This is a genomic window from Haloechinothrix aidingensis (genome assembly GCF_013450155.1).
Taxonomy (GTDB): domain Bacteria; phylum Actinomycetota; class Actinomycetes; order Mycobacteriales; family Pseudonocardiaceae; genus Haloechinothrix; species Haloechinothrix aidingensis.
The window spans coordinates 44,599-63,542 of record NZ_JACCKD010000010.1 but is presented as its reverse complement, the minus strand read 5'-3'; the positions used below and the strand labels follow the sequence as shown (position 1 = coordinate 63,542).

13 protein-coding genes, 1 tRNA gene and 1 pseudogene are annotated in these 18,944 nt (G+C 67.9%); 10 read left to right on the top strand and 5 right to left on the bottom strand.

Annotated features, from left to right (window positions below):
* Window positions 1–16: 16 nt before the first annotated feature.
* Complete coding sequence (locus H0B56_RS21855) at window positions 17–1,063, bottom strand: sugar-binding transcriptional regulator (protein ID WP_180895005.1); 1,047 nt, start codon at window positions 1,061–1,063, stop codon at window positions 17–19.
* Window positions 1,064–1,418: 355 nt separating this feature from the next.
* On the opposite strand from H0B56_RS21855, the gene H0B56_RS21850 reads away from it, so the two are divergent.
* The 4 genes from H0B56_RS21850 (at window position 1,419) to H0B56_RS23720 (ending at window position 6,673) form a co-directional block, all read left to right on the top strand.
* Window positions 1,419–2,873 (top strand): PhoX family protein, encoded by a 1,455-nt coding sequence (locus tag H0B56_RS21850; protein ID WP_180895004.1) that lies wholly within the window; start codon window positions 1,419–1,421, stop codon window positions 2,871–2,873.
* Between the two features lie 444 nt (window positions 2,874–3,317).
* Window positions 3,318–4,757: an MFS transporter gene (locus tag H0B56_RS21845; protein ID WP_180895003.1), complete on the top strand. Its 1,440-nt coding sequence runs from the start codon at window positions 3,318–3,320 to the stop codon at window positions 4,755–4,757.
* A 292-nt stretch (window positions 4,758–5,049) separates the two neighbouring features.
* Complete coding sequence (locus tag H0B56_RS21840; protein WP_343064000.1) at window positions 5,050–6,315, top strand: ATP-grasp domain-containing protein; 1,266 nt, start codon at window positions 5,050–5,052, stop codon at window positions 6,313–6,315.
* A 22-nt stretch (window positions 6,316–6,337) separates the two neighbouring features.
* Window positions 6,338–6,673, top strand: coding sequence for a leucine zipper domain-containing protein (locus H0B56_RS23720; protein ID WP_180895001.1), 336 nt, complete (start codon window positions 6,338–6,340; stop codon window positions 6,671–6,673).
* 189 nt (window positions 6,674–6,862) lie between these two features.
* Here H0B56_RS23720 and H0B56_RS21830 read toward each other — a convergent pair.
* Window positions 6,863–6,939: transfer RNA gene (locus tag H0B56_RS21830), tRNA-Leu, on the bottom strand.
* 186 nt (window positions 6,940–7,125) lie between these two features.
* Here H0B56_RS21830 and H0B56_RS21825 point away from each other — a divergent pair.
* The 5 genes from H0B56_RS21825 to H0B56_RS21805 all read left to right on the top strand — a co-directional run bounded on the left by H0B56_RS21825 (window position 7,126) and on the right by H0B56_RS21805 (window position 12,078).
* Window positions 7,126–7,719 carry a response regulator gene (locus tag H0B56_RS21825; RefSeq protein WP_180895000.1) on the top strand — a complete coding sequence of 198 codons (594 nt, stop codon included), beginning with the start codon at window positions 7,126–7,128 and terminating at the stop codon, window positions 7,717–7,719.
* A gap of 305 nt (window positions 7,720–8,024) precedes the next feature.
* Window positions 8,025–9,419 carry a branched-chain amino acid ABC transporter permease gene (locus H0B56_RS21820; RefSeq protein ID WP_219633051.1) on the top strand — a complete coding sequence of 465 codons (1,395 nt, stop codon included), beginning with the start codon at window positions 8,025–8,027 and terminating at the stop codon, window positions 9,417–9,419.
* A 10-nt stretch (window positions 9,420–9,429) separates the two neighbouring features.
* Window positions 9,430–10,422, top strand: coding sequence for a branched-chain amino acid ABC transporter permease (locus H0B56_RS21815; RefSeq protein ID WP_180894999.1), 993 nt, complete (start codon window positions 9,430–9,432; stop codon window positions 10,420–10,422).
* Window positions 10,412–11,269 carry an ABC transporter ATP-binding protein gene (locus tag H0B56_RS21810; protein WP_180894998.1) on the top strand — a complete coding sequence of 286 codons (858 nt, stop codon included), beginning with the start codon at window positions 10,412–10,414 and terminating at the stop codon, window positions 11,267–11,269. The genes H0B56_RS21815 and H0B56_RS21810 overlap by 11 nt, the downstream gene beginning before the upstream one ends.
* Window positions 11,266–12,078: an ABC transporter ATP-binding protein gene (locus tag H0B56_RS21805; RefSeq protein ID WP_180894997.1), complete on the top strand. Its 813-nt coding sequence runs from the start codon at window positions 11,266–11,268 to the stop codon at window positions 12,076–12,078. Before H0B56_RS21810 ends, H0B56_RS21805 begins: the two co-directional genes overlap by 4 nt.
* Window positions 12,079–12,245: 167 nt before the next feature.
* On the opposite strand, the gene H0B56_RS21800 is transcribed toward H0B56_RS21805, so the two are convergent.
* Window positions 12,246–13,487, bottom strand: a complete 1,242-nt coding sequence (locus tag H0B56_RS21800) for an ABC transporter substrate-binding protein (protein ID WP_180894996.1) — start codon at window positions 13,485–13,487, stop codon at window positions 12,246–12,248.
* 202 nt (window positions 13,488–13,689) lie between these two features.
* Complete coding sequence (locus H0B56_RS21795; RefSeq protein WP_425484571.1) at window positions 13,690–14,145, bottom strand: hotdog fold thioesterase; 456 nt, start codon at window positions 14,143–14,145, stop codon at window positions 13,690–13,692.
* Between the two features lie 81 nt (window positions 14,146–14,226).
* Between H0B56_RS21795 and polA the strand changes: the two genes are divergently transcribed.
* Complete coding sequence (gene polA / locus H0B56_RS21790; RefSeq protein ID WP_180894995.1) at window positions 14,227–16,962, top strand: DNA polymerase I; 2,736 nt, start codon at window positions 14,227–14,229, stop codon at window positions 16,960–16,962.
* A gap of 80 nt (window positions 16,963–17,042) precedes the next feature.
* Here the strand turns inward: polA and H0B56_RS21785 are convergent.
* Window positions 17,043–18,938: pseudogene (locus H0B56_RS21785) on the bottom strand (YhgE/Pip family protein).
* Window positions 18,939–18,944 lie beyond the last annotated feature (6 nt).

Here is an 18,944-nt window from a genome sequence, read left to right as displayed (position 1 = left end):
TTCCCGGGCTGCTGACCTAGCCGATCCTGGTTGCCACTGTGCTCGTCGCCTGCCTGGCGCACGCGACGGCGCCCTCGCGCGGGGGTGCGGTGCCTGCGGGATCGTCGGCCGCCTGCCGTGCCTGGTCGAGGACGGCTCTTGCGGTGGCCTCGTCGGTGACGAGGACGTCGATAGCGCCGCTGCGTAGCGCTGCGGCTATGGCCGTGGCTTTGGCCGTTCCCGTCACGACGCCGACGGTGTTCCCGCCGGAGCTGAGGTCGTCGAGGGACAGCCCCAACGTCCGTGCATCCAGCGCGGGGTCGGCGAGCCGGCCGTCCGCGGTGATGAAGCGGCTGTTGACGTCACCGACGGCACCGTTGTCCCGCAACCGTTCGATCTCCTCCTCCCCGAGGTAGCCGACCTGGGCGAGTGAACACTCGCGCTGGAGTGCGCCGATGGTCACGAGCTTGACGTCGGCGCGGCGCCCCGCGGCGAGCGTGGCCGCTACCGGGCGTAGCCGCTCCAGGGAGTCCCGGACCGTTTCCTGGTCGACGATCGCCGGGACGGAGAGCTCGTGGACCGTGCCGTGCGTGGACTGGGCTGTGCGGAGCAGGATCTCGTGCGACCAGGTGAGCGTCATGCTGCGGCTGGCTCCTCCCTTGATCTGGACCACATCGACCCCGCGGCACCAGTCGGCGGGAAGCGCACGCGCGAAGGCCGCGATCGCCGTTCCCCAGGAGAGACCGAGACGTCGAGGCGGGGGCCGGAGCGAGCTGACGAACTCGGCCGCGGTCCTGCCGACCTGGCAGCGGGTCGCCGCCGGGTCCGACTCGGTGTGCACGACGTGCGCGGCACGCAACCCGAACGATGTGAGCAGGTCGTTCTCCACGTCGATGACCCGGGCCGCCGGGTGGCTGATCTCGATGCGGACCAACCCGATCTCGCGTGCCCGCCGGAGGAGCCTGCCGACCTTGAACCTGCTGACCTCCAGCCGCTCGGCGATCTGGCCCTGCGTCAGATGACTGCCGTAGTACAGCTCGGCTGCCCGGATGGTCAGCGATTCGTCGTAAGCAGTGCCCGGCATCACAACAGTGTCACCGATAGCCACCGCCACGACAATCGACGCTGCTCACATGAGCAGCACCGGCGCGGCAGGGCGGTCGCGCGCTTAGAGTTGCGGCCATGAGCAGCAGCCTGCGCCTGGCGCGAGCCGACCTCGGCGAGATCACCGCGCCGGGGTCGAGCAGCGCGGGATTCCGCGCTGCTCGCCGGGAGCGGGGCGGGCGAACGTGCCACTTCCGGGGTGGCTGGAGCGTCGACGTCGTTTCTGGACATACCGCGGAGGGGGTTCCGTGGGCCGCCCTGAGGTGTCCGAGGGGGCCGTTGCCACGTCGTCGGGGACGGATACGGAGCTACACGTACAGGAGAAGGTGAGTTCGATGGCTATTGATCGTCGCGATTTCATGAGGCGCGCGGCTGTGGCCGGTGCAGGCAGCCTCCTCGCCGGTGGCCCGTTTCACGGGTTCGTCGCGCACGCGAGTCAGGGGTCGCGATCGCGGCACGGCAACCACCCGCTCGGATACGGTCCGCTCGAGCCCACACCCGACGAGCGGGACGGAGCGGAGCGGTTGTTGCTACCGCGCGGGTTCCGCTATCGCTCGTTTCATCCCAGCGGGGACAGCCTCGGTGACGGCGTGACGGTTCCCGGGTTTCACGACGGGATGGCGGCCTTCCGCGGGTCGCGGGGACGCACCGCGCTCGTCCGCAACCACGAGGTCAACGGCCCGGTCGGCGCGTTCGGGGACACCGGCGACGCGTACGACGCGATGGCCGGAGGCGGCACGACGACCGTGCTCGTGGACGGTTTCGGCAACGTCGAGGACAGCTTCGTGAGCCTCAACGGTACGCAGATGAACTGCGCGGGCGGGCCCATGCCGTGGGGAAGCTGGATCACCTGCGAGGAGACCGTCAACGGCCCCGATGTGGGGCCGGACTTCACCGGCGGGGACAACACCAAGCTGGAGGAGAAGCACGGCTACATATTCGATGTCCCCTCCGGCGGCCGGTCGGCGGCGGAGCCGGTCCGTGCTGCGGGCCGGTTCGCCCACGAGGCCGCTGCCTACTGCCCGCACGACGGTGCCGTTTACCTCACCGAGGACAACTTCGGCTTCCCGTCCGGCTTCTACCGCTACCGTCCACCGGTCAACCCGAGAAGCGCGGGACGGCTGGTCGACGGTGGCCGGCTGGAGATGCTGGCGATCACCGGGCGGCCGAATGCCGACCTGGGTGGCGTGGACGGCCCGGCTCCCGAGGTCGGCTCGGTCTTCGACTGCGAGTGGGTGACCATCGACGACCCGGATCCCACGTTCACGGGCACCCCGAGCAATGACGAGGCGGTCGTCGCGGTCGGCGAGCAGGGGCGCGCGGCCGGGGCGGCGCTGTTCGCCCGGCTCGAAGGCGCGGTCGAGGACCGGAACACGATCTACTTCTGCTCCACGCAAGGCGGAAACCAGCCTTCGGACGCACCGGCGCCGCCCGGCTACGGTAACGGTCGCGGACAGATCTGGGCATACCACGCACCGACGTCCACCCTCCGGCTCGTCTACGAGTCACCCTCGCAGGAGGTCCTCGACATGCCCGACAACGTCACCACCAGTCGCAGGAACACGCTGGTGCTGTGCGAGGACGGCGTGAACGACACGCAGTACCTGCGCGGTCTGACCACCGACGGAGAGATCGTCGACTTCGCGAAGAACAACATCGAGGGCCAGACCGGCGACGAGTTCGCGGGCACCACGTTCAGTCCCGACAAGCAGACGCTGTACGTCAACATCCAGTCTTCCAGCGGACTGACCTGCGCGATCTGGGGCCCGTGGGGCTCCGGCGGCTTCTAGGCACGCGCATCGGGCCGGGTCGCCGGCGCGGCAGTGACCCGGCCCGTACCCGCACGAGGTGAGGATTCCGCCGGGTCGGAACGGCGCAGCAACGGACCCGGCGGGCTCGCGTGTGCCGACCCTCACCCATCGTCCGGCTACCCGCCGATGGCCGCCGGTAAACGCATGCCGTACCGGTGCCGTTCGCATCAGCCCCTCGGCCGGTGCGGCCCGCCGATACCTTCTCCCGTCGCGTTGTGGATTCGACAGGTCGCCGTAGCACCTCCATTACCGAGGTCCTGCTACGACCAGCTGAATCCACACTCTTGCGCTTGATTCGACGTGGCCAACCCGTACGGTCAGGAGCATGGGGCGCCTGAGGGCATCCAATATGGAATGCGCTACTGGGGAACCGGTCCGAGACGTCACGGGAATCATCGGCGCACCGACGTCGGAAGGATGCTAGTGACCAGTGATGGAGACGGCAGCGACAGTGCGGGCTGTCCGGCGACCGACGCTGCCGCGCCGGTTGCTCGGACGCGCTGGTCGGCCGTGGTCACCTTCGGTGTGGCGACGCTGCTGGTCACCAGCGAGCTGAGCATGGCTGCCTTCGCGCTGCCGCTGGTGGCCGCGGAGCTCGGGGTCGACCCGGCGAGCACGACGTGGGTGGTGCTGGCGTATTCCCTGCCGCTCGCTGCGCTCGCGCTACCGGCCGGTCGATGGATCGATCAGGCGGATCTTCGCTCCGTCTTCGTCTTCTCGTTGCTCGTCATCGGCGGTGCCAGCGTGGCGGCGGCCGCCGCGCCCGTGTTCTGGACCCTGCTTGCCGCTCGGGTGGTCCAAGGGGCCGCATCGGCGCTCTATCTGGCGGCGTACCTGCCGGTTGTCACCAGCGCGGTGCGGAGCGACCACCATGGCCGGGCCATCAGCTACATCAGCACGATCATGATGCTGGGCAGCATCGCGTTGGCTCCGCTTGGCGGTTTTGTCGCCGCCGCTTGGGGATGGCGGGCGCTCTTTCTGGTCAAAGTGCCGCTACTGGTGGCGATCGCGCTCGCCGGATTTCGCGCCATCCCCCACTCCGGGTCCGAGGGTCGGCGCGCGTTGCCGCGGCCGGATCGATCCCAGCTCACCGACGTGGTGTTGCTGGGCAGCGCGATCACGGCCGCACTGCTGGCCGTAGAGCAGGTCGAGCAGCTCGACCGCTGGGCGGTCGCCGGAGCGCTCGGTGTGGCAGCGTTGGCGCTGCTGGCACTGTGGGCACGGACGTCCACGTCGCGACCGGTGCTCACCCTGGTCGGCAGGCTCGCCCTGGGGTTGCCTGCCCTGGCGCTTCTGCTGACGGCCGCGACCGTGGGGCTGCCGGTCTACTCGCTTCCCTTCTTCATCTCCGAGGTCATGGGGCAGAGTCCCGACCTGCTCGGCCTGGCCATGCTGTTCTTCATGGGCGCGGCAGCCCTGTTCACGCCTCTCGCCGGCACACTCGCCGACCGCTACGGGCCATCGCCGGTCGCGATCAGCGGGGGAATCGTGACTGCACTGGGCGTGCTCTCGCTGCTCACGCTGACCGCGGACGCGGGGGTGATCGACCTGGGCTGGCGGCTCGGGCTGCTGGGGTCGGGCATAGGTCTGTTCAGCCCGCCCGCGATGACCGCCATCCTGCACGCCGCACCGGAAGGTCAGGCCGGCGCCGCGGGAGGGGTGACCAACCTGGCCCGCACACTGGGCACGACGATCGGACCGGCGATCGCGGCGCTGGCATGGACGATCGGTGGCGGGAGCACCCCGGGATTCAACACGAGCGTCATCGTGCTGGCGGTGTGCACGCTACTGGGGATTGTCGCGATGACCGTCACCTGGACACGCGCGCCGGTACGCGGGGAAAGCGCTCCCGCCACCGGCTGAAGTCCGCCACCAGAGCTGAGCATTCTGGTCCGCAACGGGCCGAGCCGTGCGATGCTCGCACCGCCCGTGTCGCATCTTCGGCCATAGTACGGGGATCGTTGGCTCTTGGCGAAGCGGGACGGGGCCTGCTCGTGACAGTCGCTCGTTCAAGTTCGACTGGCCGGAGCAGCCGAAACGCTTGTCGCCTGTGATGTGACGGCAGCGCCTACACCAACACGATTCGTTATCGCGTTGGTGTAGGCGGCGCACGATCTGGGTAAACCGGTGTATGGACGCACGTAAGAACGTGTTCGTGATCGGGCTCGACGAGCACAACCGGCAGATCCTCGAGGGCGTGAACGACGCCGCACAGTACCGCTTCCACTCTGTGCTGGCCTACGAGGAAATCTACGGGCCGCAGATCTCGTTCAACGGCGCGCTGCAGGCCGCCCAACGGGTGCTCGACTCCTTCGATGGCCCGATCGACGCGATCATCGGGTTCTGGGACTTCCCGGTCAGTGCGATGGTGCCGCTGCTGCGCCGACGCTACGGCCTGCCTGCGGCCAGCCTCGAGGAACTGATCAAGTGCGAGCACAAGTACTGGAGCCGCCTGATCCAACGGGAGGTCCTCGACGAGTACCCGCCCTTCGGCCTGGTCGATCCCGCACACGACCAGAACCCACCGCAACACCTGCGCTACCCGCTGTGGATCAAACCGGTGAAGTCGTTTTCCTCGGTGCTCGCCTTCGGCGTCGCCGACCAGGATGCGTTTCGCCAGGCGCTGGGCACGATTCGCGAGGGCATCGGCCGCATCGGCGAACCGTTCGACGCCCTCCTCGAACACCTCCAGCTACCGCCTGAGATCGCCGCGGTCGGTGGTCAGATGTGTCTGGCCGAGGAAGCGATCGCCGGTCGCCAGCTCACCGTGGAAGGATACCGCTATGACGGCGAGGTCGTGCTCTACGGAGTGATCGACTCGGTGCGTTACGACAACAGCCCCAGCTTCCTACGGTTTCAGTACCCCTCTACGCTGCCCGAACAGGTCATCGCCCGGCTGGAGGACATCTCCACCAGGCTGGTCACCGCCATTGGGCTCGACACCATGACCTTCAACATCGAGTACTTCTGGGACCCCGGCACCGACGCGATCACACTCCTCGAGATCAACCCCCGGCACTCCCAGTCCCACGCGGAACTGTTCGCCGACGTCGACGGCATGTCCAATCACGAAGTGATGCTGCGCCTGGCCCTCGGCCGCGACCCCGATTTCCCGCACCGCAAAGGTCGGTATCCGATGGCAGCGAAATGCTTCGTGCGCCGCTTCACCGACGGCTATGTCCGTCGCCACCCTACGGGCGAGGAAATCCAGGCGATCGAGCGGATCGTGCCCGGCGTCACCATCGACCTCATCGCGCACACCGGCGACGTGCTCTCCGAGCAGCCACATCGCGACAGCTACAGCTACCACGTGGCCAGCGTCTATATCGGTGCGGCCGACGAGACGGACCTGGCCGCCAAGTTCGATCAGGTCGCCGCGGCATTGGTGTACGAAATCGACGATGTGACGCCCGAGATGTGATGTTCAGGGAGGTTGGTTCGCGTTGCGCCTGGCTCGGCTGACTGCCGACCGGGGTTGGACCTGTGCGGCCGCGGCCACGACCTTCATGGTCTCGGCACGCACCGTCACGAAGTGGGCCGCGCGGTACAGTGCCGACGGCATTGCCGGGATGACCGACCGCGGTTTACGTCCGCACGGCAGTCCGACTCGGACGCCGCCGAAGGTGGTGCGCACGATCGTGCCGCTGCGGTGGCGGCGCACCGGCTCGGCACTGAAGCCACGATCGCGGGTTTCCTCGGTGCGGTTGTGCGCTCTGAAGACTGTCCTCGTTAGGGCCGGGGACGACCGCACGCCGTTCTGGCACGGCTGGCACGGGTGAGACCGCCAAGTAGACAGTGCCCGCGAACGGATCGGGCAGGCGCTCGGACTGGATGCGCCATGAGCGTGTCCACGAATAGTCCACAGCTCGTCGACGACGGCCGGTGACAGCCGGACACAACCAGGCAAGACACGAACGGCCTCTCACCGGGTTCTCCCCTGGTGAGAGGCCGTTCGTGCTGGTCGTTGGTGGTGCCCCCGGTGCGACTCGAACGCACACTACACGGATTTTGAGTCCGCCGCCTCTGCCGTTTGGGCTACGGGGGCGATGCGCTTCGACTGTACGCGATGCTTGATCACGTTCGTCATTCAGGTCGCCCCGACCGAGGCTGATGGCCTGCGCATGAGCCGTGGCTCACGGTTGACGTGCACCGTTCCCCATCCCAGGTCTACTCCCGGTAGGCTGGCTGCGCACACCCATCGCCCCCCACCCACGTACGCAGGAGGACTCCGGTGACGGAATCGGCCACCGAAGCCCAGCGTCGAGTGCTCGTCGCGGAGGATGAGGCTCTGATCCGGCTCGACCTTGTCGAGATGCTGCGGGAAGAGGGCTACACCGTCGTCGGTGAAGCTGCAGACGGAGAGCAAGCCATCTCGCTGGCAACCGAGCTGAGGCCGGATCTGGTGATCCTGGACGTCAAGATGCCGAAGATGGATGGCATCGAAGCCGCGTCGAAGATCACCGGTGATCGTATCGCCCCGGTCGTGATCTTGACGGCGTTCAGTCAGCGTGACTTGATCTCGCGGGCGCGCGACGCCGGGACCATGGCCTACCTGGTGAAGCCGTTCGCCAAGCGTGAGCTGGTGCCCGCCGTGGAGCTGGCGGTGAGCCGCTTCGCGGAGCTGCAGGCGCTCGAAGCCGAGGTCGAAGGTCTCAACGAGAAGTTGGAGACCCGCAAGGTCGTCGACCGGGCGAAGGGGCTGCTGATGAGCGAGCAGAGCTTGAGCGAGCCGGAAGCGTTCCGCTGGATCCAGCGCACCGCCATGGACCGCAGGACCACCATGAAGGCGGTCGCGGAAGCCGTGGTGGAGGGTATCGGGAAGTAGTACGTCCCCTGCACGGGTGGAGCTGTTCACGCGGGCGGCACGCCGGTCGGCGTAGGCCATTCGTCGCAAGGCACTGGCCTGAACCGTACCCGTCCCGGTCGTTGAGCTGGGCACGTCCGTTCCGGTCCCATCGGACTCAATCACGATGTGAGAACGGACAGTGAACAACTCTGGGCAACACGGGGCATCGACGCTACGTTCAGTCGCCGGAAACATGCGATGCTTCGTACTACGGTGTGATCCGCCGGAGTTCGAGGACTGAGAAAGTAGACGGGATTCGGTCTGTGAAAGCACGGAGCGTTCTTGTGCGTGCGCTTGCCGTGATAGCGCTGATCGCGCTAGCGGTACTCGCGCCCGGTGCGGCGCTGGCGGACGAACACGAGGCGGTACAAGGCACCATTACCGACCCCGACGGTGAGCCGCTCGCCGACCTGACGATCACAGCCAACCGCGACGGCGCGGAGGTCGGCAGCGATACCACCGACGAGGAGGGAGAGTGGGAGATCGAGCTTCCCGAACCGGGAAGCTACGACGTCGAACTCGACCTGGACACGCTGCCGGAGGGGCTGGCGCCGCGCGAGGTCGGCGGCGAGGTACTCAGCGGCGTCGAGGTCGACGAAGGCCAGCAACGGACACTCATCTTCCAGATCGTCCCCGAGGACGAGCAGGAGGACCCGGCCACCGAACCGGAGGAGCCGGCCGAGGAAGAGGAAGCTCCGCCTGAAGGGGCCGAAACCGACTCGGATACCGGCGTGCCCGGCGAGACCGAGACCGACCTCGAGACCCCCGTTCCTCCGCAGCACGCGCCGTTCCACGAGCGGCTGGCGCAGGTCCTGCTCAATGGCCTCCAGTACGGTGGCATCATCGCGATCGCCGCTGTCGGCCTGTCCCTGGTCTTCGGCACGACCCGCCTGATCAACTTCGCGCACGGTGAGCTGGTGACCTTCGGCGCTATCGTGGCGTTCTTCGTCAACGCCGCGGCCGCGGGGCCGGGACTGCACCTCATCCTGGCGATCGTGGTCGCTGTCATCGCGGGCGCGCTACTGGGCGGCGGGCTCGACCGAGGTCTCTGGCGGCCGCTGCGCATGCGCAGGACCGGCCGGATCAACATGTTCATCATCTCGATCGGTCTCGCACTGTTCCTGCGGCACCTCCTCCTCGTCATCTACGGGTCCCGCCCCAACTCCTACGCCGAGTACCAGATCCAGAGCACGATCTCGCTCGGCTGGGCGGAGATCACCCCGCGGGACCTGACGATCCTGGTCGTGTCGGTGATCGTGCTGTTCGCGGTCGCGCTCATGCTGCAGCGCACGCGCATCGGCACGGCCATCCGCGCGGTCTCGGACAACAGGGACCTCGCGGCGTCCTCCGGCATCAACGTCAACTACGTGATCCTGGTCGTGTGGATGCTCGCAGGCGGGTTGTCGGCCTTCGGCGGGGTCATGTTCGGGCTGACCGAGGTCGTGTCCTGGGATATGGGCTTCAAACTCCTGCTGCTGATGTTCGCCGGGATCATCCTCGGCGGCCTCGGCAGCGCGTACGGAGCGATGGTCGGCAGCTTCGTCGTCGGCATCGTCGCGCACCTGTCGACGCTGTGGTTCCCACCGGAGCTGTGGAACGCCTGGGCGCTCCTGGTGCTGATCGTGGTCTTGATCGTGCGGCCGCAGGGCATCCTCGGCCGCAAGGAACGGGTCGGGTGAGGGGGAAGACATGGACTACTCGTCGATCCTGACCAGCGGCGTATACGGTGCCCTCGGCCCGGTCGCGATCGGGTACGTGCTCGCGGCCATCGGGTTGAACATCCACTTCGGCTACACGGGCCTGCTCAACTTCGGGCAGGTGGCCTTCATGCTCGTCGGGGCCTACGGTGTGGCGATCTCCGTGTCGACGTTCGGCCTGTCGATGTGGGTGGGCGTGCTGGTCGGCATTCTCGCCGCGGCCGTGCTCGCACTGATCCTCGGTATCCCGGCGCTTCGGCTGCGTTCGGACTACCTGGCCATCTCCACCATCGCCGCTGGCGAGGTGCTCCGGCTGTTCTACCGATCGAGCGTCGCCGAACCGCTGACCGGCGGTGTCTACGGGCTCCAGCGGTTCGGCGACGAACTCCTCGACCTCAACCCCGTGCCTCCTGGCATCTACGAGGTCGGCCCGCTCGCGTTCACCGCGCGGGACGTATGGCTCATGAGCGTCGGCTGGGGCTTGGTGGCGCTGGTCGTCATCGTCGTCTACCTGCTCATCCACAGCCCGTGGGGCCGGGTGATCCGCGCCATCCGGGAAGACGAGGAGGCCGCGCGCAGCCTCGGCAAGAACGTCTACGCGTACAAGCTGCAGAGCCTGGTGCTCGGTGGCGTGATCGGCGCGCTCGGCGGGATGGTGTTCACCATCCACCAGCAGTCGGCGCACCCGGACGGTTTCGACCCGGTCGTGACCTTCTTCCTCTACACCATGCTCGTGCTCGGTGGTGCGGGCCGCGTGCTCGGCCCGGTACTGGGTGGGCTGCTGTTCTGGTTCCTGATGCTCTCCTTCGACGCGTTCCTGCGGGAGCTGATGGCCACCGGGTACATCCCGCCGGAGATCCTCGTGCCGTCCGACGTCGGGGCGCTGCGGCTCGCACTGGTCGGGCTGGGACTACTGCTGTTGATGGCGTTCCGGCCGCAAGGGATCCTGGGGAACAGGAGAGAGATGGTGCTCGATGTCCGATAGGAATAACGCCACCGCCGCCCTTGCCGACGTCGCCGCCGAACCCGGCGTGGCCAAGCCGGATCCGATTCTCGTCGCCGACAACGTGCAGCGTTCCTTCGGTGGCTTGCACGCGGTCGACGTGGATCACCTCGAGATGCAACGCGGCGCGATCACCGCACTGATCGGGCCGAACGGGGCGGGAAAGACCACGCTGTTCAACGTGCTCACCGGGTTCGACCGCGGTGGATCCGGCGACTGGCGGTTCGAGGGCAAGAAGATGTCCCGCCTGCCTGCGCACCGCGTCGCGCACCGGGGCATGGTACGTACCTTCCAGCTGACCAAAGCCCTGTCCCGGCTGACCGTGCTGGAGAACCTTCAGCTCGGGGCCACCGAGCAGCGTGGCGAAGAGATGTTCGCGTCCGTGGTGCGACCACTGTGGCGACGCCAGGAACGTGAGATCATCGAGCGTGCCGATGAGCTGCTCGCCCGGTTCCGTCTCGACCACCTGCGCGACGAGTTCGCCGGGACACTGTCCGGCGGGCAACGCAAGCTGCTGGAGCTGGCCCGCGCCTTGATGGTGCGTCCAAGGATGCTCATGCTCGACGAGCCCATGGCCGGGGTGAACCCCGCGTTGACGCAGTCCCTCCTCGAGCACATCACCGACCTGCGCGACGAAGGTACGACGATCTGCTTCGTCGAACACGACATGGACATGGTGATGGGCACAAGTGACTGGGTGGTGTGCCTGGCAGAGGGCCAGGTGATCGCCGAAGGGCCCCCGCAGGCCATCGGTTCCAACCCCGCAGTGATCGATGCCTACCTGGGCAAGCAGCACGGAGCACCACCAGCGGAGGAACTGACGTCATGAGCACAGAGGAACCGGCGCAGCAGGAGCACGGTGAGGGTACGGCCGCGCCCGACGGCGACGGCTCGGCGGGGCCCTCCACCGGCAACGACGTGATCCTGGATGCCGTGGAGGTGATCGCAGGCTACGTCCCCGAGGTCAACGTGCTCACCGGGTGCAGCCTCGAGCTGGCCCAGGGGGAGCTGGTCGGTGTGATCGGGCCGAACGGGGCGGGCAAGTCGACGCTGATCAAGGCGATGTTCGGCCTCGTCCCCGTCCGCGGTGGAACGGTGCGTTTCCGGGGAACCGATATCACCGGCGCGCAAACCCACACGCTGGTCCAGCAAGGCATCGGCTACGTGCCGCAGCGCGACAATGTCTTCCCCGCGCTGACGGTGGAGGAGAACCTGCGGATGGGGACCTTCCTGAAGCCGAGGGAGTTCGAGCGGCGGTTCGCCTGGGTCACCGAGCTGTTCAGCAGGCTGGCCGAACGCCGCAAGCAGCGCGCCGGCTCGCTGTCCGGTGGTGAGCGGCAGATGCTGGCTATGGGGCGCACGCTGATGGCTGAGCCCGAGGTGCTGTTCCTCGACGAGCCCTCGGCCGGGCTGTCCCCTGCGAACCAGGACCAGGTGTTCGAGCAGGTCCAGCGCATCAACGACACCGGCGTGTCCATCGTCATGGTCGAGCAGAACGCCCGCCGCTGCTTGCAGATCTGCGACCGCGGCTACGTGCTCGACCAGGGGCGCAACGCCTACTCCGGCACCGGGCACCACCTGCTGCATGACCCGAAGGTGATCGAGTACTACCTCGGCACACTCGCCACTGTCGACTAGGGACGGGCTGCCGGTCACCGCACCGGGCCGTGCGGCCGAACCCCAGCGCGAGGAACCCCAGCACGAGGATCCGCGGCACGAGCGAGCTCGCACGAGCGAAGAATCGGGGCCCCGGCGTGACGCCGGGGCCCCGATTCGTGTGCGGTATCAGAGGTCGAGTGTCACTCTCACTCGGCCTCTTCCATGGTGACCGTCTCCTGGTCGACGTCCGCCGTGGTGCCTTCCTCATCGACCTCGTAGATGCCGATGGTGGATGTGCTGGGCTCACCGTTCTCGGTGAAGTCCAGCGGACCGCTGACACCGTTGTAGTCGATGTCGTCACCGTCGGACAGCAGGCCCTTGCACTCCTCGAAGCTGGTGCACTCGGTGCCGTCGCGCGTGACACCGACCATCTCCTGCTGGATGTCGGCCGGGTCGGTGCTGCCTGCCGCCTCGGCCGCCAGCGCGATCGTGATGACGCAGTCGTACACCTGCGGCGAGAACTGGAAGCCCTCGAGGTCCGGAGCGTACTCCTGCAGGTCCTCCTGGAACTGCTCGTCCTCAGGGGCCGCCGGAGCGGTGCCCTTCATGCCTTCCAGCACGCCCGGGTCCTCGGAGGAAACCAGCTCACCGAGGTTCTCCTCCTTCAGCCCGTCGGCGCCGTATATGCCGATCTCATCCGGACCGAAGCCACCCTCGATCAGGCCCTGCAGCACCTGCACGCCCTCCTCGAAGCTGACGATCACGACAGCGTCCGGGTCGCCATTGGTGAGGTCGCTGACCACCGGATCGAAGTTGGTCGACTTCGGGTCGTAGGTGGTGGTGTTCACGACTTCGGCGCCCGCCTCCTCGAGGGAGTTCTCTGTCGCCTGCAGCAAGCCACGCCCGTAGTCGTCGGCACGGGCCGCCAGCGCGACGCGGCTGTGCCCGTCGCCGACGATGGTGTCGGCCAGCACCGGACCCTGCATGACGTCGCTGGGGGCGGTGCGGAAGTAGAAGTCGCCGTTTTCCAGGTCGGTGAACGTCGGCGCGGTGTTGGAACCCGAACACTGCACGACGCCCGCGTCCATGACCCTGTCGACGAAGGCCAGCGACTTGGCCGAGGATGCCGCTCCGATCAGCGCGTCCACGCCTTCACGGAGCACCTCGTCCGCCGACTGGGACGCCACCGACTCCTGATCGGACTCGTCCCGGCCGACCACTGAGGGCAGCTCCTGGTCCAGTACACCACCAGCGTCGTTGATGGTTTGCATGGCGAAGCCGAGTGCCTCGATCTGGGGCGGCCCCAGGAACGCCAAATCACCCGTCTCGGGGAGGACGTAGCCGAGCTCCAACGGTTCGGCCGAGTCCTCCCCCGTGTCCGCACCGTCACCGTTGTCATCTGCGCACGCGGTAACTACCAATGCGGTGGCGGCCACCAAGGCCGCCATGCGCAAACCATTGGATAATCCCACTATCTGCCTCCGGGGGTTGTACCTGCACGGACGGGGCCTTCCGCACAGGACGGCCACACTGGTCGCCGGTGTGCCCCATTCCGTATGATCCGTGCGGATCCTAACGCTGCGTAGGGGAACGAACGAGGGTTTCGAAGTAATCGCGATCTTTTCGCAACACGGTCACGACCTGACCGTGCTATGTCGCTCCCGGCGCGTTTTCCCTGATCACACACGTGAGGCGTGCCGTGCAGGTGCGACGGTCGTGCTCGTCGGTGATCACGATGTCCGCGGTGATCGTGCCGCGGCCGACGTGCACCGGCGTGGCCACGCCCGTGACGGTGCCGGACCGCACCGCGCGGTGATGTGTGCAGTGCAGCTCGAGCCCGACCGCGGCCCGGCCCGCACCGGCGTTGACACCGGCACAGATCGACCCCAGCGTCTCGGCCAGCGCCGCGTTGGCACCGCCGTGCAGCAGCCCGTACGGCTGGAGATTGCCCTTGACCGGCATCGTCGCGACGACTCGCTGCGGATCCCACTCCGTGACGGTGATGCCCAGCTTGTCGTTGAGCTGCTGGTCGGCTGCGCCGGGGTCGGCGCCGGGGACGTCGGCCAGAGACGGGGGCGCCTCGTGCGACGCGGTTGGCTCGCTCACCAATGACTCCTTGCGCTTCGTGTCTCGTACTTCTCCCGACGGCACGTTCGTGTGTCGGGTCCGGAGCTTAGACTCCCGGGTGTGAGCCCACAGCAGAACACCCAGGTAGCGAACGACACAGCTGGAGCCGAGCAGCCCGCGACACCGAGGCTGCTGCTCATCGACGGCCACTCGATGGCCTACCGCGCGTTCTACGCGGTACCCGCCGACCGTTTCCGCACCACGACGGGGCAGGTCACCAACGCGGTCTTCGGGTTCACCTCCATGCTCATCAACCTCCTGCGTGACGAGCAGCCGACGCACCTCGCGGTCGCCTTCGACGTGTCGCGCCAGACGTTCCGCTCCGAGACCTATGCCGACTACAAGGCAACCCGCTCGGAGACCCCCGAGGACTTCAAGGGGCAGGTATCGCTGATCACCGAGGTGCTGGAGGCGCTGAACATCCCGATCCTGCGCAAGGACAACTACGAGGCCGACGACATCATCGCCACGCTGACCACGCAGGCGCGCGCGGATGCCTACGACGTCCTGATCTGTACCGGGGACAGGGACGCACTGCAGCTGGTCGGCGACGGCGTCACGGTGCTGTACCCGCGCAAGGGGGTCTCCGAGCTGGATCGCTTCGACCCGGAGGCGGTGCAGGACAAGTACGGGCTCTCGCCGAGCCAGTACCCGGACTTCGCCGCGCTGCGCGGCGACCCGTCGGACAACCTGCCCGGCATCCCCGGGGTGGGGGAGAAGACGGCAGTCAAGTGGATCAAGCAGTTCGGCTCCCTCGGCGAGCTGGTCGACCGGGTCGACGAGGTCAAGGGCAAGGCGGGTGAGGCGTTGCGGGAGCACCTGGACAGCGTGCTGCGCAATCGGCAGCTCACCGAGCTCGTGCGCGACCTCGACCTCGAACTCCGCCCGACGGACCTGCACGTGCAGACCTGGGACCGCGACGCGGTACACCGGCTGTTCGACGAGCTCGAGTTCCGTGTCCTGCGTGACCGGCTGTTCGCGACGCTGTCCAGCTCGGAGCCGGAGGCCGAGGAAGGGTTCGAGGTGCGGGGTGGCAAGCTCGAACCGGGGACGCTGGGGGAGTGGCTGCGTGCGCACGCCGCCCCCGGCAGCACCACGGGGCTGGCCGCGCGGACCTCCGGGGAGGTGCTGGCCGCCGACCTGCTGTCGCTGAGCTTGGCCTGCGAGGACGGCGAGGGGTGCTACCTGGACGTCACGGAGCTCGACGCCGCGGACGAGTCCGCGCTGGTGGCGTGGCTGGCCGATCCCGAGGCCAGCAAGGTCGGCCACGCGTGCAAGACCACGCTGCATGCGCTGCACGGTCGTGGCTGGCCTGTGGCGGGCCTGACGGTGGACACCGCGCTGGCGGCGTACCTGGTGCGCCCCGGGCAGCGCTCGTTCACGCTCGACGACCTGGTGCTTCGCTACCTGGGCAGGGAGCTGCGCTCGGACGGCGCGGCGGAGCAGGGACAGCTGTCCCTGCTCGACTCCGGCTCCGGCGACGACGAGCTGGTGCGTGTGGAGCTGCTGCGGGCCGGCGCCACCCTGGAGCTGTCCGGAGCGCTGGCCGAGGAAGTCGACAGTATCGGCGCCGGCAGGCTGCTCAGCGACATGGAGATGCCACTGCTGCAGGTGCTTTCCGAAGTGGAGCGTTTCGGTATCGCCGTGGATGCCGAGCAGCTCACGGCGCTGGAAGCGCACTACGCCGACCGCGTCAAGCAGGCAGCCGAGGAGGCCTACGGCGTGATCGGCAAGCAGATCAACCTGGGATCGCCCAAGCAGCTGCAGGTGGTGCTGTTCGACGAGCTGGGGATGCCCAAGACGAAACGCACCAAGACCGGATACACCACCGACGCCGAAGCGCTTCAGGCACTGTACGCCAAGACCGAGCACCCGTTCCTGCAGCACCTGCTGGAGCACAGGGACGCGACCAAGCTCAAGACCACGGTCGAGGGGTTGCTCAAGGCCGTCGCCGAGGACGGCAGGATCCACACCTCGCTGCAGCAGACGGTGGCCGCGACCGGGCGATTGTCCTCGACGGACCCGAACCTGCAGAACATCCCGGTGCGCACGGAGGAAGGCAGGCGCATCAGGGACGCGTTCGTCGTCGGGTCCGGCTACGCCGAGCTCATGACCGCCGACTACAGCCAGATCGAGATGCGCATCATGGCGCACCTGTCCGGGGACGAGGGGCTGATCGAGGCGTTCAACTCGGGCGAGGACCTGCACACGTACGTGGCGTCGAAGGCGTTCGGGATGGAGCCGGCCGAGATCACCCCGGAGCTGCGGTACCGGGTGAAGGCGATGTCCTACGGGCTGGCTTACGGGTTGTCCGCCTACGGTCTGGCTCAGCAGCTGCAGATCTCGGCCGAGGAGGCCAAGCAGCAGATGGACACCTACTTCGCGCGGTTCGCGGGCGTGCGCGACTACCTGCACACGGTGGTTGCCGAAGCGGGCAAGGTCGGCTATACCGAGACCATCTTCGGCAGGCGCCGCTACCTACCCGACCTCGGCAGCGACAACCGGCAGCGCAGGGAGATGGCCGAGCGCATGGCGCTCAACGCGCCGATCCAGGGCAGCGCCGCGGACATCATCAAGGTTGCCATGCTCGGCGTGCACCGCGCACTCGGCGAGCGTGGGCTGCGCAGCAGGGTGCTGCTGCAGGTGCACGACGAGCTGGTGCTCGAGGTAGCCGAGGGCGAACGCGAGAGCGTCGAAGCCCTGGTCCGCGAGCAGATGGGCTCGGCATACGAGCTGTCGGTTCCCCTCGAGGTCTCCGTAGGCGTCGGGCAGTCCTGGAACGCCGCTGCCCACTGACGGCAAGGGATGCGCTGAATGACGCCCTCAGTCCGCCACGTGGACCGAAAGCGTCATTCAGCGTTGGTGGGCGGGCGGGGCTACAGCGCCAGTTCCGGTTTGAGTGCGGATGCTGTCCACACTCGCCGTTTGCGTGCGGCGAGTGTAGACAGCAGCAGCCCTCCGGCGGTGTAGGCCGCCAGTACGGCCACGTCGGTGGCCACGCTCGCCGAGGCTCCGGTGTAGAGTAGCTCCCGCAGGCCATCGACCACATAGGTCATCGGCAGGATGTGGTGCAGTGGTTGCAGCACCTCGGGGATCGTCTGCCACGGGAACGTGCCGCCCGCGGTGACCAGCTGGAGTACGAGGACCACCAGCGCCAGGAACTTCCCGACGGCGCCGAAGTAGGCGTTCAGCGCATGAACCACCGCTGTGAAGGCGAGGGTCGTGACGATCAGGAAGCCAACGGCACCGACCGGATGCGCGACGTCGATACCGACCAGCAGGCTGACGGCGCCGAGCAGCACGATCATCTGTGCGATACCGAGCGCGGCGGCCGGTAACCAGCCACCGAGCGCGACCCGCAGCGACGAGGCCCCTGCGGCCAGCGCCCGCACCGACAGCGGGCGCAGCAGGAGGAACAGCACGAACGCACCCACCCATGCAGACAGGGCCATGAAGTACGGGGCCAGCCCGGCACCGTAACTGCCGGCCGAGGCCAGACTGTGCGAGTCGATCCCGACAGGGTTGGCGATGGTGCTGGCCGTGGCCGCGCGCTCGTCGTCGTCCGGGTCGGGAATGCGGCCGAGCCCGTCGTGCAGGCCGTCATCGAGGTCGTAGGCACCGTCGCGCAGCGCGCTGACACCGTTGGTGGCCTCGGCCTGCCCCTGCGCGAGCTCGTCCGCGCCCTGCGCGAGTTCCGCGGCGCCGCTCGCGGCTTCTTCGATGCCGTCGACCAGCTCCGGGGCCGCGTCGGCCAGCTCCCCGGACCCGTCGGCGACCGCTCGGGACCCGGCGGCGAGGGTGTCGAGCTTCTCGGACGCGCTCTGAACCTCCTGATCCGCCCTGTCGATCGGCTAGCGAAGCTCGGCAAGCACGGTGAGGATCCGGTCGATCTCCTGCTCGTCGAAACCGTCGGCACGCAACTGCTCGGACAGCTCCTCGCCGGCGTCGTCGAGAGCGTCCTGCAGCGCCGTGGAATGGCGCGCGAGCTCGTTACCGCGCTCGGCGAGCTGCTCGTTGCCCTCGGCCACCTCATTCGCGCCGTCGGCGAGCTCGCCTGCCTTCTCCGGAAGCGCCGTCGAGCGTGTGCGCAGGGTGTCCAGCCCGGCCGCCAGCTCGTCGCTGCCGCGCGCCAGCTCACCCGCACCCTGTTCGAGCTGCTGCTGCCCCTCGAGCAGCTCGTCGGTACCGCCTGCCAGCTCGCGAGCGCCGTCCGCTGCGTCGGACACCGCCCCGTGGATGGTGGAGAGGCCGAGCAGGAAGCGGTCCGCCGCCTCCTCACCGACCCGTTCGGTGATCGCGGCACGCACCTGCTCGGCGACCTTGTTCGCGATGGTGCCCGCGATGTAGTTGTTGGCGTCGTCGGTGGTCAGCGTGATCGTCGCGCGCCGGGGGTCGAACTCGGCGGTGGCCAGCAGCGCCGCCGAGAAGTCCCGGGGAACGGTGATGGCGAAGGCGTAGGTGCCGTCGCGGACGCCGTCCTCGGCTTCTTGCCGGGAGACCTCATGCCAGTCGAACGTGTCGGAGCCGACGATCTCCTCGGCGACCTCGTCGCCGAGCACGCGATGCGCGCCGTCGGGGTCGCTGGCTCCGGCGTCCTCGCTGACCACCGCCGCGGGTAGCTCGCCGAGCCGGTTGTACGGGTCCTCGTTCGCGAACAGGTACAGCGAGGCGTAGAGCAGGGGAACGAGGATCAGCGCCAGGATGGCCAGTTTGGGCAGGGTCCCGCTGCTGATCCGGCGCAGCTCTCCCGCGGCGACCCGCACCGAGCTCATCGAGCG